Below are 15,075 nucleotides of genomic sequence, written 5' to 3'. Positions count from 1 at the left end.
AGTGAGCCGAGTGAGCCGAGTGAGCTGAGTGAGCTGAGTGAGCCGAGTGAGCTGAGTAAGCCGAGTGAGCCGCGTGGACCGAATGATCTGCGCGACCTGATCACCGAAGAACTGGTCGACCTCGATCTCCGTGCCGACACCAAGGAAGCCGCGGCCCGCGCCCTCGCCGGGCGGATGGAGGTGCTGGGCCGGGTGACCGACCTGGACGGCTTCCTCGCCGACGTGGCCGCCCGCGAGGCACAGCTGCCGACCGGCCTGGACGGCGGCATCGGCATCCCGCACTGCCGCAGCGCGCACGTCACCGGGCCGACGCTCGCCTTCGGGCGCAGTACGGCGGGGATCGACTTCGGCGCGGCGGACGGCCCGGCCGACCTGATCTTCCTGATCGCCGCACCGGCGGGAGCCGACGACGCGCACCTGACGATCCTGTCCGCGCTGGCCCGGCAGCTGACGAACGCCGAGTTCACCACCGCGCTGCGGGCGGCGACGGAACCGGGGGAGGCGGTGGCGCTGATCCGGGGGGAGGACGGGGTGGCTGAACCTGCTGAACCTGTTGGGACCGGCACGAGTGGGGAGCCGGCGCCCGAACCCGCCGAAGCCACCGGAGCCGCCACCCCCTTCCGTATCGTCGCCGTCACCTCCTGCCCCACCGGCATCGCCCACACCTACATGGCGGCCGAGGCCCTGGAGCACGCGGCCCGCGCCACCGGGGACGTCGAACTCGTCGTCGAGACCCAGGGATCGGCCGGCTTCACCCGCCTGGACCCCGCACTGATCGACGCGGCGGACGGCGTGATCCTCGCCCATGACGTGGCCGTACGCGACAAGGCCCGGTTCGCCGGGAAGCCCACCGTCGACACCGGGGTCAAGGCGGCCGTCAACCGCCCCGGCGAGCTGATCGCCGAGGTCCGCGCGAAGGCCGCGCGCGGCGAGGTCACCGCGGGCACCACCCCCGTCGAACGTACCGGCGGCCACGACGAGGGCTATGGCTCCAAGCTCCGCAAGTGGCTGATGTCCGGCGTCAGTTACATGGTCCCGTTCGTCGCGGCCGGCGGTCTGCTCATCGCCCTCGGCTTCGCGATCGGCGGCTACGAGATCAACAAGGCCCCCTCGGTCATGGACCACTTCCAGTGGACCCAGGCCGACAGCTGGGCGGCGCTGCTGTTCCAGATCGGCGGCGTGGCCTTCGGCTTCCTCGTCCCGGTACTCGCCGGGTACATCGCCTACGGCATGGCCGACCGCCCCGGCCTGGTCCCCGGCTTCGTCGGCGGTTCCGTCGCGCTGAGCATCGACGCCGGTTTCCTCGGCGGCCTTGCGGCCGGACTGCTCTCCGGCGCCGTGGTGCTGGCCGTCCAGCGGGTACGCATCCCCGCCCCGCTGCGCGGCATCATGCCGGTGGTGGTGATCCCGCTGATCTCCTCGGCGGTCATCGGGTTCCTGATGTTCGTGGTGATCGGCAAGCCGATCGCCTCGGCGCAGCGGGCGATGACCGACTGGCTCGGCGGCCTGTCCGGCACCAACGCCGTGCTGCTCGGCGCCCTGCTCGGCCTGATGATGTGCTTCGACCTCGGCGGTCCGGTCAACAAGGTCGCCTACACCTTCGCCACCGCCGGCATCGCGGTCGCCGACCCCAGCGACTCCGCGATGAAGATCATGGCGGCGGTGATGGCGGCCGGCATGGTCCCGCCGCTGGCGATGGCGCTGGCGACGACCGTGCGCGGCAGGCTGTTCGACGCCACCGAGCGGGAGAACGGCAAGGCCGCCTGGGTGCTGGGCGCGTCCTTCATCTCCGAGGGCGCGATACCGTTCGCCGCCGCCGACCCGCTGCGGGTCATCCCGGCCTCGATGGCGGGCGGCGCGCTCACCGGCGCGCTGTCGATGACCTTCGACGCCACCCTGCGCGCCCCGCACGGCGGGGTCTTCGTGGTCCCGCTGATCGGCAGCCCGCTGCTGTACCTGGTCGCCGTCGCGGCCGGCGTCTGCGTCACCACCGCCCTGGTGGTGCTGCTGAAGGGCCTGCGCACGCGGGCGCCGGGGGCACGGCCGACCGGGGGACCGCGGGACACCTCGTCGGCGACGGATACGGATAAGACGGATACGGATAAGACGGATACGGAGCCGGTGACGGCGTAGGAGCTGGGCGGGAGGCCGCCGAGGCACCGGCCGGGTCAGGACAGCCGGGCCGCCCGCCGCTCCATCGCCCGCCGGGCGGCGTCCTCACTGACGTACACCTCGCACATGTGCCGCCCGTCGGGCGTCGCCGTGTGCTCGACCTCCCAGAGGGAGACCTCCTCGCCGCCCCGGAGCAGGAACGCGTGCTCGTACAGCGAGAAGGGCAGCCCGGCCCGGCCCGCGCGGCCGGGGCGGCCGAACGCCTGGGTGATCTGGTGCGCGAACGCCGTGGTCAGCCGCTCGGCGGTGTCCGCGCCGGGCCGGTCCGCGTTCTCCGCGCGACGCAGCAGCCGGCGCGCGTGGTCCGCCGAACCGTCGGGCAGATAGCCGAGCTGCGGAACGGGTACGGAGAACAGCTCGGCCAGCTCCATCCGGACCGTCACCGGCAGCTCGAAGTCCGGCCCGTCCAACGGGTCGAGCAGACCCGGCGCGCTCAACGGGTCCAGCAGGTCCGGCCCGTCCAACGGGTCCAGCGGGTCCAGTTCGTTCAACGGGTCCAGCGGGTCCAGCCCGTTCAACGGGCCCCACGGGTCCTGCGGGCCCGGGGCGTCCGGGGGCAGCGGGAGCCGGGCGGTGGCGGCGCGCAGCTCCTCGTCGTCGACGTAGACCTCGTGCTCCGCCGCGCCACCCGGGGTGGTGTTGTACACCAGCTCCCAGAGGGTCAGCGCGGAGCCGTCGACGAGCAGCCAGGTGTGCCGGTACGTCTCGCGGTGCAGCCCCGCGCTGTGGTGCGCGGAGTGCAGCGAGGCGTCGTGGGCCAGCGCGCAGTCCAGTGCGCCCAGCGTGTCGTCGGGCAGTTCGAACGAGTTCAGGGCACGCCCGAGCAGTCGCGCGAGGTGCTCCTGCGGAGACTCGGGCGACTCGGATGGTTCGTACGCTGCGGTCTCGTACGGAACGCTCAAGGTTTCTCCCGGCGTTGCTGCATGTCACCTTGTGGGTGCATACGGTAGCCCCTCGGTCGGACATCATGTCCGGGAACCGAGAAAACGTACGCATGAAAAACACGCGGCCCGCGCGAAAAGTTCCCGCGCGGAGCCGCGTGTGCTCAAAATCTGCTGTTCAGGCGGTACTTGGCTGGGTCGGACGACGCTTCAGACGGCGCTTCCCGCGGCCCACTCGCTCCACGCCATGTTCCAGCCGTTGAGCCCGTTGTCCGGCGCGACCGTCTTGTCCGCCGAGTGCTTGACGATCACGACATCGCCGACGAGGGAACTGTCGTAGAACCACGCGGCGTCGGTGTCGCCCTGAGCGCCCTGGACGTCGGCCATGCCCACGCAGCCGTGACTGGTGCCCTGGCTGCCGAAGGGCGGATTGCTCTTGCTGTACCAGTAGTTGCCGTGCACGAAGGTGCCCGACGTGGTCAGCCGCATGGCGTGCGGCACGTCCGGGATGTCGTACTCGCCGCCCAGCCCGACCGTCTGGCTGTTCATCCGGGTCTGCTCGAACTTCTCGGAGATCACCATCTGCCCGTTGTACGTGGTGTGCTCCGGGCTGCCCGCCGAGATCGGCACGGTCTTGACGGTACTGCCGTCGCGCACCACCGTCATGGTCTGGGTGGCGGCGTCGACCGTGGAGACCTGGGAACGGCCGACGGTGAAGGCGACCGTCTTCTGCTGCACCCCGTAGACGCCGTCGGCGCCCTCGACCCCGTCCAGGTCGATCCTGGTCGTCACCTTCGAGCCGGACTTCCAGTACTCCTCGGGCCGGAAGTCGAGCCGCTGCGCGTTGAACCAGTGCCCGACCACCTTCTGCCCGCTGCTGGAGGTGACCTCGATGCCCGACTGCACGGCCTTCTTGTCGGTGATCGCCTTGTCGAACGTGAACGACACCGGCATCCCCACGCCGACCGTCGCCCCGCCGTCCGGCGTGTACGTCCCGATGAAGCTGTTCGCCTCGGAGACGGTGGTGAAGGTCGAGTCGGCGGAGAGCTTCTTTCCGTCGTCCGTCTTCGCCGCCGCCGTGATCCGGTACTTCGTGCCGCGCTCCAACTGCTCCTTCGGCTTCCAGCTCGCCCCGTCCCCGGCCAGGCTCCCCGGCACCTCCGTGTCCGACCCCACCACGGTCATGCGTACGTCGGTCAGCGTGCCGCCGTCGACCTCGACTTCGGTGCTGTTGATCGACGCGCCGGTCGAGCCGTCCTTCGCCGAGATGGCGATCCCGGCGGCCGCATCCTTGGCGTCGGTGCCGATGCCGGCGCTGGCGTTGCCGCCGCAGGCGGTGAGGGCGAGAGCGCCGACCATCAGGACGGCACTGACCCCCAGTACGCGCCGCCGCGTTGCTATGTCCGGCGTTGTCACGGGCTGCTCCAGGGTGGTGTGAAGTACGCGATCCGTTCGGGTACGTGGGAGAGGAGCGCCCCCGGGGGTGGCGGGGTTCCCGCCGTTCCCGACGGAGGCCACCGCGTGACAGAACCGCGACAAAGCGACGGGGCGGGGCGCCGGTTCCTGGGGGCCGCACCTGCCGCTCCCGTACGAACCCGCTCCGTCACCCGGGGGGGGCGCCCCCACCCCCTCCCCACCCGGGCCCCCTCCCCTCCCCCCCTCCCCCCGGGCCCCACCCCTTCCGCCCCCGTCACCCCTCATACAGCCCCCGATACGAAGGCCACGCCCCGCCCGCCCCGGTCACCGGGGTGGCCGCGCGTGCCGCTCGGACGATGGCGCGCGTCACCGTGTCCGCGCCGGCTGCCAGCAGTTCGTTCAGGGCCAGCGGCTGGGCGGTGTCCAGTGGACGGTCTCCGGTCGCCATGGCGAACACCGTGTCCCCGTCGTTGAGCAGATGCGCGGGGCGTACCGCTCGGGCGATGCCGTCGTGCCCGGTGCCGGCCAGTTTCTGGGCCTGTGCCTTGGACAGGCCGGCGTCGGTGGCGACGACGGCGAGCGTCGTGTTCAGCGGCGGCAGCGGGTGCGTCTCCGCGACCTCGGCCAGCCGGCGCCGGGCCGCCTCGCGGACCTGCGCCGCCGGATACGCCACGTCGTGGCCCAGCAGCAACTCCCCGTACAGCACCCCCCGTTCCGCGTCCAGCGCCGATCCCGCCGCGTTGGCCACCACCAGCGCCGCCACCGTGTACCCCGAGTCCAGGACGGTGCTCGCGGTCCCCACCCCGCCCTTCAGCAGCCCGAGCGCGGCCCCCGTACCGGCCCCCACGCACCCTTCGGCCACGGCGGCCCCCGGCGTGCTCGCGTCGGCCGCCTCGACCGCCGCCCGGCCCGTCGCCGCGTCCGGCCGGGCCCGGAAGTCGCCGCCGCGCCCCAGGTCGAAGACACAGGCGGCCGGCACGACCGGCACCACGTGGGTGGGGTCCGGACCGACGCGCACTCCCCGGCCCCGTTCCTCCAGCCAGGCCATCACGCCCGACGCCGCGTCCAGGCCGTAGGCACTGCCGCCGGTCAGGACGACCGCCTCCACCCGCTGCACCACGTTGCGCGGATCGAGCGCGTCGGTCTCCTTGGTGCCGGGTCCGCCACCGCGCACGTCCACCGCGGTGACCGCACCGCCCTCCGGTGCCAGCACGACCGTCGTCCCTGTGAGCCACCCGCCGCCGGTCCGCGTCGCGTGCCCCACCCGCAGACCGGCGACGTCCGTCAATGCGTCAACTGTCATGACGCCAGTGTGGTCCAGCGCGGGCGCCGTACCCTGGAGGTATGAGCACCGCCCCCGACCCCGAGCCGCGCGCGCCGAAGCCGGCGCTGATCTTCGACGATCCGCTGGACCAGCAGTCCGCGGACGACACCGACCGCGGGTGGGGCGAGCGGCCGGGCGACAAGGACGCCGCGGCCGATCTGAGGCGCTTCCTCGACGAGAAGCCGCCGCACCACCTGTGAGCTCCGCGCCGTCCTACCGCTGGTCGTGCCCCGACCCGCGCTGCGCGATCAGCGCGTCCCGGATCTCCTTCAGCACCTCCAGCTCGGTCACCTCGATGACCTCCTGAGTGCCCTCCTTGGCTTTGCGGCGGGCCTCCTGCCGGGCCAGGTACTTCGACATGGGCAGGACCATCAGGAAGTAGACGACGGCCGCGGTGATCACGAAGGTCAGGGTGGCGCCGAGCACGGAGCCCCACATGATCGGGATGCCGCTGGTGACCGTACCGTCGTCCGCCACCTCGCAGGGGGCCTTGAGGCACGAGCTGTAGTGCTCCAGGCTCTTGGTGCCGAACGCTCCGACGAGCGGGTTGATGACGCCCTTCACCACCGAGTTCACGATGTTGGTGAAGGCGGCGCCGATGACGACCGCCACGGCCAGGTCGATGACGTTCCCGCGCATCAGGAAGGCCTTGAAGCCCTGCCAGACACTCGGCTTCTTCTCGCTCACCTCGGGCGCACTCCTCGCATGAACAGCTTGTGGAACAAAACGCTCCGCAACCTACGTCAGCGCCTGTCCACCCTGTCCAATCGGGCCACCCGAACGAGGGACTTGACGGAGACAGAGTCGGTGATGTCGAACCCGACAGCGGTGTCCGAGTCAGCAGCGGCGTCCGACCCGACAGCGGTGTCCGAGTCAGCAGCGGCGTCGACCTCAGCACAGGGTCACCGCCAACCGTGCCCCGGCCCCCGCGCCGACCAGCCGGGCCGCCGTGTCACGCGGCACCGAGAGCACCACCAGCGCGCCGCCCGCCCCGCCGCCACCGTCCGTACCGTCGGAGTCGGAGTCGGAGTCGGAGTCGGAGTCGGAGTCGGAGTCGGAGTCCAGGGTGGCCGGCAGGCTCTGCGGCACCTCCGTCACCCGCGCGCCCCGGGCGACCACAGTGGCTCCGCCCCCGGTCCCGCCCCCGGTCCCGCCCCCGGTCCCGCCCGCCACCACGTCGACCCGGTCGCCGGGCCGCAGCAGCCGTACCGTCTCCGCGTCGGCGATCCGCACCGGCGCCGACACCAGCCGGGGCGCGGCACGCTGCGGTGCCCGCCCGCTCACCGGATGCCCGCGCGCCCGCCGGTCGTCCCGGTCGGCGTCGGCCCCCGGGTGCGGGCCCGCCGCCACCAGGGCCGCGGCGGTGACGGCCAGCCCGGCGGCCACGGCGCGCCGCCGGTGCCGCAGCAGCCGGCGCAGTTGGTGCCGCCCGCCGGGCACCCGTACCGGCGCGAAGTGCGGCACCTCACAGGTGGGCGGCGCGTCCGTACCCGGCGGGCGGTGCGCGAAGGAAGAAGAGGAAGAAGAAGAGGAAGAGGAAGAAGAGAAAGAAGAGGAAGTGCTGTAGGACACGGTGAACCACCACCTGCGACGAGGGACCGGCTTGCGCCCACCACGATGAGGCTTCGCGCTCCCGCTCGCCGGGCCCCGTGGACTACCGACGGGTTGTGGACAACCCGCTCACCCGAAGGAGACGTTCCGCTCCCGAATCCCCAGGACCCGCCACCACGTCACGGCAGCGCGATCCCCGGGTCCATCCCGCCCAGCGCCCGCCCGCACCCGCAGTCCCGCGCCCCGGCGGCCGGCAGCGCGGCCACCGTGTCGAACAGGACACCCCGCAGCCGGTCCACGTTGGCGGCGAACACCCGCAGCACCTCGTCGTGCGAGACGCCCTCGCCGGTCTCGGCGCCCGCGTCGAGGTCGGTGACGAGGGTCAGCGAGGTGTAGCAGAGCTCCAGCTCACGGGCGAGCGCCGCCTCCGGATGACCGGTCATGCCCACCACCGACCAGCCCTGCGCCCGGTGCCACAGCGATTCGGCGCGGGTCCCGAACCGCGGCCCCTCGACCACGACGAGGGTGCCGCCGTCCACCGGCTCCCAGTCCCGCCCGCGGGCCGCCTTCAGCGCGGCGGACCGTCCGGCGGGGCAGTACGGGTCGGCCAGCGACACGTGCACCACGTTCGGCACGGTGCCGTCGGGCAGCGGCAGTCCGTCGAAGTAGGTGGAGAGCCGGGAGCTGGTGCGGTCGACGAACTGGTCGGGCACCAGCAGCGTCCCGGGCCCGTACTCGGGGCGCAGTCCGCCCACCGCCGAGGGGCCGAGGACCTGGCGCACGCCCACCGAGCGCAGCGCCCACAGGTTGGCGCGGTAGTTGATCCGGTGCGGCGGCAGATGGTGGCCGCGGCCGTGCCGGGGGAGGAAGGCGACCCGGCGGCCGGCGACCTCGCCGACGAAGAGGGAGTCGCTGGGCGACCCGTAGGGGGTGTCCACCCGGACCTCGGTCACGTCGTCGAGGAACGAGTAGAAACCGGAGCCGCCGATCACACCGATCTCGGCATGCGCCTCATGGGCCTGGTGGGCCTCGTGGGCCTGGTGGGCCTCATGTCCTTCGTGTGCCTCGCGCGCCTTGTTCGCCATGGACCGCACCCTAACCGCCCCCGGGAACGCCGAAGACCCCGCCGTCGGACGACGGCGAGGTCCTGCGGGACAAGGGTCCTCAGGCGGCGGAGCTGCTGCTGGAGGAGGTGCTCGAGCCCGACGACTTGGAGTCGGAGGACGACGAGGACGACGACTTCGTGTCCGACGAGGAGGACGTCGACTTCGCGGAGGACGCCGGGGAACTGCTGGACGACGAGCCGCGGCTGTCGTTGCGGTAGAAGCCGGAGCCCTTGAAGACGATGCCGACGGCCGAGAACACCTTCTTCAGGCGGCCACCGCAGTTGGGGCACTCGGTAAGAGCGTCGTCGGTGAACTTCTGCACCGCCTCGAGGCCCTCGCCGCACTCGGTGCACTGGTACTGGTACGTCGGCACTGTCTTCCTCCTGGCACTCTCACTCGATGAGTGCTAACGACGGTCCATAGTGACGTATTCCCGGGGATCAGTCCACTGCGGCGGGCTCGCGGTGACCCACGCCACGTGCCACGGTCCGCCCGTGCGGCGGCACCGACAGCCAGGAGCGCAGCGCCAGCAGGGTCACCAGGGCGAGCACCGTACCGCCCATCGGCACCAGGAAGCCGGCGCCCGCCCAGGCCTTGTCCTCCAGTTGTCCGGCGACCGTGACGGCGGCCGCCTGGCCGAGCGCGACGGCGCCGGTCAGCCAGGTGAACGCCTCGGTGCGGGCGCCGGCCGGGACCAGCGACTCGACGAGCGTGTAGCCGGTGATCAGGGTGGGCGCGATGCACATGCCGACCAGCAGGCCGAGGCCCGCCAGGAGCGGCACCGACTGCGCGGCCCACAGGCCGGACGCGGTCAGGGCCAGCGCGGTGTAGCCGACGAGCAGGCGGCGGCGCGGCGCCGTCTTCCAGGCGATCGCGCCGCAGACGACACCGGAGAGCATGTTGCCCGCGGCGAACGTGCCGTACAGGGCGCCGTTCAGGCCGGGCTCGCCGATCGACTCGGTGAACGCGGCCAGCGCGACCTGCATGCCGCCGAAGACCGAACCGATGCCCAGGAAGGCCACGGCCAGGATCCGCACCCCGGGGACGCGCAGCGCCGGAACGTGCCGCACGCGCGCGTGCCCGCCGCCCCGCCCGGCGCCGCCCGCCTCGCCCGTGCCGCCCGCCTCGCCCGTGCCGCCCGTGCCGCCCGTGCCGCCCGTGCCGCCCGTGCCGACGGACGGCTGGGTGCGTTTCCGCGCGGCGAAGAGCAGACCGCCCAGCAGGGTCAGCGCGGCCTCCGTGACGAGGCCGGCGGCCGGGTGCAGGGCCGTGCACAGGGCGGTGGCCAGCAGTGGGCCGACGACGAAGGTGAGTTCGTCGGTGACGGACTCGAAGGCCGCCGCGGTGGGCAGCAGCGGCGAGTCCTTGAGCCGTACCGCCCAGCGGGCGCGGACCATGGGGCCGATCTGCGGCACCGAGGCGCCGGTGGGCACCGCCGCGGCGAACAGCGCCCACAGGGGCGCGTCGGCGAGTGCCAGCACCGTCAGGACCAGGCCCGAGGCGACGTGCACCAGGACGCCGGGTACGAGGACGGCGCGCTGTCCGTGCCGGTCGGCGAGCCGGCCGCTGCAGGGGGCGAACAACGCCATGGAGACGCCGGTGACGGCCGCGGCGGCGCCCGCCGCCCCGTAGGAGCCGGTGGTGTGCTGGACGAGGAGGACGATGGAGATCGTCAGCATCGCGAAGGGCTGGCGGGCGGCGAAGCCGGGGACCAGGAAGGTCCAGGCGCCGCGGGTGCGCAGCAGTTGCCCGTAACCCGGGCGGGCCGTGGGCTCCGCCGCCGGGGTGACCGTGGGTGCCACGGTCCGTGCCTTTCTGCCGCCTGGTGGCGCGGTTCCCCGGCATAGGGGGAGGCGGCGCCGAGAGCTGTCCTCTTGCGCGGACTGCGGTAGATACCGGAGCCGTCGAACGATGTCGCACAAGTGCAGCCCGGCCGCCATACGGTCGCGCCAGCTCTGCGTCAGGCAGAGTTGGTTCGATCAGGTGACCGGCCCATTGTATACAGCGACGCGCCTACCGGCCCCCTGGACGAAAGCCCGACGGACACACACCTCACCCCGGCCCCGTCCCCGTGCCCTCCCCGTCGGTGCCCAGCCAGCTCGCCAGCTTGCCGCCGCGGCCCACCGCGCGGAGCCGTTTCTCGGCGGCGTCCCGGACCGGGTCGGTGGCGACGACGAGGAGTTCGTCGCCGAGCCGCAGCACCGTGGAGGGCAGCGGCACGAAGGAGGTGCCGTCGCGGACGACGAGGGTGACCGCGGCCCCGGCCGGCAGCCGCAGCTCGCCCACCTCGACGCCGCTCATCCTCGACCCCTCGGGGATCGCGACGGACAGCAGGTGGCCGCGCAGCCGCTCCAGGGGCGCCGACTCGATGCCGAGGTCGGCCGCCCCGGAACCGCCGCCCAGCCGCAGCTTGCGGGCCAGCCACGGCAGCGTCGGCCCCTGGATGAGGGTGTAGACGACGACCAGGACGAAGACGATGTTGAAGATCCGGCGGCTGCCGTCGACGCCCTGCACCATGGGGATGGTGGCGAGCACGATGGGCACCGCGCCGCGCAGTCCCGCCCATGACATCAGGGTCTGTTCCTGCCAGGGCACCCGGAACGGCAGCAGGCACAGCACGACGCTCAGCGGCCGGGCCACCATGGTGAGCACCAGGCCGATGACGAGGGCGGGCAGGATGTCGTCGCCCAGTTCGTGCGGGGTGACCAGCAGGCCGAGCAGGACGAACATGCCGATCTGCGCGATCCAGCCGAGCCCGTCGGCGAAGCCGCGGGTGGCCGGCCAGTGCGGCAGCTTGGCGTTGCCCATCACCATGGCGGCCAGGTAGACGGCGAGGAAGCCGCTGCCGTGCGCCATGGCGCCGGCCGCGTAGGCGGTGACGGCGATGGCCATGACGGCGATCGGGTAGAGGCCGGAGGCGGGCAGCGCGACGTGCCGCAGTCCCCAGGCGCCCAGCCAGCCCACCGCGAGCCCGATGGCGGCGCCGATGGCCAGCTCCAGGAAGATCTCGCCGACCAGCACGTACCAGTGCTCCATGGGGCCGGCCGTGGAGAAGGCGACCACCAGGATGACCACGGGGGCGTCGTTGAAGCCGGACTCGGCCTCCAGGGTGCCCGTTATCCGGGACGGCAGCGGGATGCGGCGCAGCACCGAGAAGACGGCCGCGGCGTCGGTGGAGGAGACGACCGCCCCGATGATCAGTGCCTGCCGCCACTCCAGCCCGGTCAGGTAGTGGGCGCCCGCCGCGGTGACGCCGACGCTCACCGCGACGCCGGCCAGGGCCAGCGCGGAGGCGGCCGGCAGGGCGGGTCGCACTTCCTGCCATTTGGTGCCGAGGCCGCCCTCGGCCAGGATCACCACCAGGGCGGCGTATCCGATGACCTGGGTCAGTTCGGCGTTGTCGAACTTGACGTCGCCGATGCCGTCCTGGCCCATGGCGATACCGATGGCCAGGTAGACGAGCAGGCTGGGCAGCCCGCTGCGCGAGGAGATCCGGACCGCCGCGACGGCGATGAGCAGGACGAGTGAGCAGACGAGCAGGAGCTGGTTGAGGTGGTGGACAGTCAGGGGCCGTTCCTTCCGGCATATGACGGACGAGACAAGTACTTCGTTACCTTACCTAACTCTTGACGCTTTCTTGACGCTCACCTTGGCATGATCGAACGTCCGTCCGCGCCGGTTCCCGACTCCGCGTCAAGGGCGGCCAGGCCCTGCGCCTATGGTTGCTCCAGCGTTCAGTCAGTCGGAAGCGCAGCAGAGAAGCAGCGCAGCAGAAAGCACAGCCCGCCCCTGCCGCTCGTGTTAGGACAGCAAGGACAGCGATGCCCCCCACCAACACCGCCTCTTCGGGCCACCGGCCCGCCAAGTCCGCGAGGAAGAAGGGGCGCAGAGCCAAACTGATGGTCCTCGTGCTGGTGCTGGCCGTCATCGGTGGCCTCGCCTACGGGGCGTACTGGTCCATCAGCACCGTCCGCGCCTCCTTCCCGCAGACCAAGGGATCGATCACACTGGACGGCCTGTCGGGGCCGGTCGACGTCAAGCGCGACTCGTACGGCATCCCGCAGATCTACGCCTCCTCCGACGCGGACCTGTTCATGGCACAGGGCTACGTCCAGGCGCAGGACCGGTTCTACGAGATGGACGTGCGCCGGCACATGACCTCGGGGCGCCTGTCCGAGATGTTCGGCAAGGGGCAGGTCGACAACGACGAGTTCCTGCGCACGCTGGGCTGGGACCGGGTGGCGCAGAAGGAGTACGAGGAGACGCTCTCCGACTCCACGAAGCAGTACCTCCAGGCGTACGCCAAGGGGGTCAACGCCTACCTGAAGGGCAAGGACGGCGCGGACATCTCCCTGGAGTACGCCGCCCTGGGCTTCACCAACGACTACACGCCCGAGGAGTGGACCCCGGTCGACTCCATCGCGTGGCTCAAGGCGATGGCCTGGGACCTGCGCGGCAACATGCAGGACGAGATCGACCGCGCCCTGATGACCAGCCGGCTCGGCCCGGAGCAGATCGCCGACCTGTACCCGGACTACCCCTACGACCGCAACAAGGCGATCGTCCAGGAGGGCCAGTACAACGAGCTGACCGGCACCTTCGAGGGCGGCGACAGCGCCACGGGCGGCAGCACCTCCGGCACCGGCGTCTCCGACAGCACGGGAACCGGCACCTCCGGCTCCACCGTGCTCCAGAGCCAGCTCTCCGGCCTCCAGGACGTCCTGGACGACCTGCCCACCGCCGTCGGCGTGAACGGCGACGGCATCGGCTCCAACTCCTGGGTGGTCTCCGGCGAGCACACCATCACCGGCAAGCCGCTGCTGGCCAACGACCCGCACCTGTCGCCGTCGCTGCCCTCGGTCTGGTACCAGATGGGCCTGCACTGCCGCAGCGTCTCGGCCAAGTGCCAGTACGACGTCACCGGCTACACCTTCGCGGGCATGCCCGGCGTGATAGTCGGACACAACCAGGAGATCGCCTGGGGGCTGACCAACTCCGGCGTCGACGTCAGCGACCTCTACCTGGAGAAGATCACCGGCGACGGCTACCAGTACGACGGCAAGGTGGTCCCCTTCGAGACCCGCGAGGAGACCATCAAGGTCGCCGGCGGCACGTCGAAGAAGATCGTCGTCCGGGAGACCAACAACGGGCCGCTGCTCTCCGACCGCGACGACGAACTGGTCAAGGTCGGCAAGAAGGCCGGCGTCGAGGCCGCCGCGCCCGACCGCGGTGACGGCTACGGCGTCGCACTGCGCTGGACCGCCCTGGAGGCCGGCACCTCCATGGACGCCGTCTTCGAGATCGACCGCGCGGGCGACTGGAACGAGTTCCGCGCGGCGGCGGCCAAGTTCGACGTGCCCTCGCAGAACCTGGTCTACGCCGACACCGACGGCAACATCGGCTACACGCTGCCCGGCCGGATCCCGATCCGCGCGGACGGCGACGACGGCTCGCTCCCGGCGCCCGGCTGGGACCCCGACTACCGCTGGACCGGCAAGTACATCGAGGACGACGAACTGCCCTACGAGTACAACCCGGAGCGCGGCTACATCGTCACCGCCAACCAGGCCGTCGTCGACGAGGACACGTACCCGTACACCCTCACCACCGACTGGGGCTACGGCACCCGCAGCCAGCGGATCACCTCCCTGATCGAGCAGAAGATCAAGGACGGCGGCAAGGTCTCCACCGACGACATGCGCCAGATGCAGCTGGACAACAGCAGCGAGATCGCCAAGCTGCTGGTGCCCTACCTGCTGAAGATCGACGTCGACGACCCCGATGTCCGCGAGGCGCAGAAGCTCCTTGAGGGCTGGGACTACACCCAGGACGCCGACTCGGCCGCCGCCGCGTACTTCAACGCCACCTGGCGCAACATCGTCAAGCTGGCCTTCGGCAACAAGCTGCCCAAGGAACTGCGGGTCAAGGGCCAGTGCCTGTGGGTCGACCCGGTCAACACCACCGGGCCCGCCGACGAGACGCAGAAGGTCCGCGAGTGCGGCCAGCGCGAGGCGGACCAGGCCCAGCCGGACGGCGGCGACCGCTGGTTCGAGGTGGTCCGCACGCTGCTCAAGGACACCGACAGCGACTGGTGGACGACGCCCGCCAACGGCACCCGCAAGGGCGCCGAGAACAACCGCGACGACCTGTTCAAGCGGGCCATGGTCGACGCCCGCTGGGAGCTGACCGCCAAGCTCGGCAAGGACATCGACACCTGGAGCTGGGGCCGGCTGCACCGCCTGTTCCTGAAGAACCAGACGCTCGGCACCGAGGGCCCCAGCTTCCTGAAGTACGCCCTCAACCGCGGCCCCTGGGAGCTCAGCGGCGGCGAGGCGGCCGTCAACGCCACCGGGTGGAACGCGGCCGGCGGGTACGGCGTGCTCTGGGTGCCGTCCATGCGGATGGTGGTCAACCTCGACGACCTCGACAAGTCGCGGTGGATCAACCTCTCCGGTGCCTCCGGGCACGCCTTCAGCGCCCACTACACCGACCAGACCGACAAGTGGGCCGAGGGTGAGCTGCTGCCCTGGTCGTTCACCGACGCGGCGGTCGACAAGAGCACGAGCGACACCCTGGTGCTCAAGCCGTAGCGGCACACCTTCGGGGTGTCATGGGGGGGGGGGGG

At 71.7% G+C, this 15,075-nt stretch carries 12 protein-coding genes; 3 read left to right on the top strand and 9 right to left on the bottom strand.

What is annotated here, in order from left to right:
- Window positions 1-87: 87 nt before the first annotated feature.
- Complete coding sequence (locus ACTT8P_RS29665) at window positions 88-2,133, top strand: PTS fructose transporter subunit IIABC (protein ID WP_442834866.1); 2,046 nt, start codon at window positions 88-90, stop codon at window positions 2,131-2,133.
- A 35-nt stretch (window positions 2,134-2,168) separates the two neighbouring features.
- Here ACTT8P_RS29665 and ACTT8P_RS29660 read toward each other — a convergent pair whose 3' ends face one another.
- The 3 genes from ACTT8P_RS29660 to ACTT8P_RS29650 all read right to left on the bottom strand — a co-directional run bounded on the left by ACTT8P_RS29660 (window position 2,169) and on the right by ACTT8P_RS29650 (window position 5,772).
- A complete protein-coding gene (locus ACTT8P_RS29660; RefSeq protein ID WP_442834851.1) occupies window positions 2,169-3,074 on the bottom strand; it encodes a DUF6227 family protein in 906 nt (301 codons plus the stop codon).
- A gap of 189 nt (window positions 3,075-3,263) precedes the next feature.
- Window positions 3,264-4,469, bottom strand: coding sequence for a L,D-transpeptidase (locus ACTT8P_RS29655; RefSeq protein WP_442834850.1), 1,206 nt, complete (start codon window positions 4,467-4,469; stop codon window positions 3,264-3,266).
- 274 nt (window positions 4,470-4,743) lie between these two features.
- The gene (locus tag ACTT8P_RS29650) at window positions 4,744-5,772 is read right to left on the bottom strand and encodes a P1 family peptidase (protein WP_442834849.1); all 1,029 of its coding nucleotides are present in this window, start codon (window positions 5,770-5,772) and stop codon (window positions 4,744-4,746) included.
- A gap of 41 nt (window positions 5,773-5,813) precedes the next feature.
- Here ACTT8P_RS29650 and ACTT8P_RS29645 point away from each other — a divergent pair, with 41 nt between their 5' ends.
- Window positions 5,814-5,993 (top strand): hypothetical protein, encoded by a 180-nt coding sequence (locus tag ACTT8P_RS29645; protein ID WP_442834848.1) that lies wholly within the window; start codon window positions 5,814-5,816, stop codon window positions 5,991-5,993.
- A 13-nt stretch (window positions 5,994-6,006) separates the two neighbouring features.
- Here the strand turns inward: ACTT8P_RS29645 and mscL are convergent, their stop codons facing one another.
- From mscL to ACTT8P_RS29615, 6 genes are all read right to left on the bottom strand, one after another.
- A complete protein-coding gene (mscL, locus tag ACTT8P_RS29640; protein ID WP_442834847.1) occupies window positions 6,007-6,480 on the bottom strand; it encodes a large conductance mechanosensitive channel protein MscL in 474 nt (157 codons plus the stop codon).
- Window positions 6,481-6,684: 204 nt separating this feature from the next.
- Complete coding sequence (locus tag ACTT8P_RS29635) at window positions 6,685-7,365, bottom strand: RcpC/CpaB family pilus assembly protein (protein WP_442834846.1); 681 nt, start codon at window positions 7,363-7,365, stop codon at window positions 6,685-6,687.
- A 158-nt stretch (window positions 7,366-7,523) separates the two neighbouring features.
- A complete protein-coding gene (locus ACTT8P_RS29630) occupies window positions 7,524-8,429 on the bottom strand; it encodes an S-methyl-5'-thioadenosine phosphorylase (RefSeq protein WP_442834845.1) in 906 nt (301 codons plus the stop codon).
- Window positions 8,430-8,508: 79 nt separating this feature from the next.
- Window positions 8,509-8,823, bottom strand: coding sequence for an FmdB family zinc ribbon protein (locus ACTT8P_RS29625; protein WP_442834844.1), 315 nt, complete (start codon window positions 8,821-8,823; stop codon window positions 8,509-8,511).
- Between the two features lie 67 nt (window positions 8,824-8,890).
- Window positions 8,891-10,252, bottom strand: coding sequence for an MFS transporter (locus tag ACTT8P_RS29620; RefSeq protein WP_442834843.1), 1,362 nt, complete (start codon window positions 10,250-10,252; stop codon window positions 8,891-8,893).
- Between the two features lie 250 nt (window positions 10,253-10,502).
- Window positions 10,503-12,038: a potassium/proton antiporter gene (locus ACTT8P_RS29615; protein ID WP_442834865.1), complete on the bottom strand. Its 1,536-nt coding sequence runs from the start codon at window positions 12,036-12,038 to the stop codon at window positions 10,503-10,505.
- Between the two features lie 233 nt (window positions 12,039-12,271).
- Here ACTT8P_RS29615 and ACTT8P_RS29610 point away from each other — a divergent pair, with 233 nt between their 5' ends.
- Window positions 12,272-15,040, top strand: coding sequence for a penicillin acylase family protein (locus ACTT8P_RS29610; protein WP_442834842.1), 2,769 nt, complete (start codon window positions 12,272-12,274; stop codon window positions 15,038-15,040).
- Window positions 15,041-15,075 lie beyond the last annotated feature (35 nt).

The sequence above is a fragment of the Streptomyces sp. JW3 genome (genome assembly GCF_052216785.1).
Taxonomy (GTDB): domain Bacteria; phylum Actinomycetota; class Actinomycetes; order Streptomycetales; family Streptomycetaceae; genus Streptomyces.
This window is presented reverse-complemented; position numbering and strand designations above follow the sequence as displayed.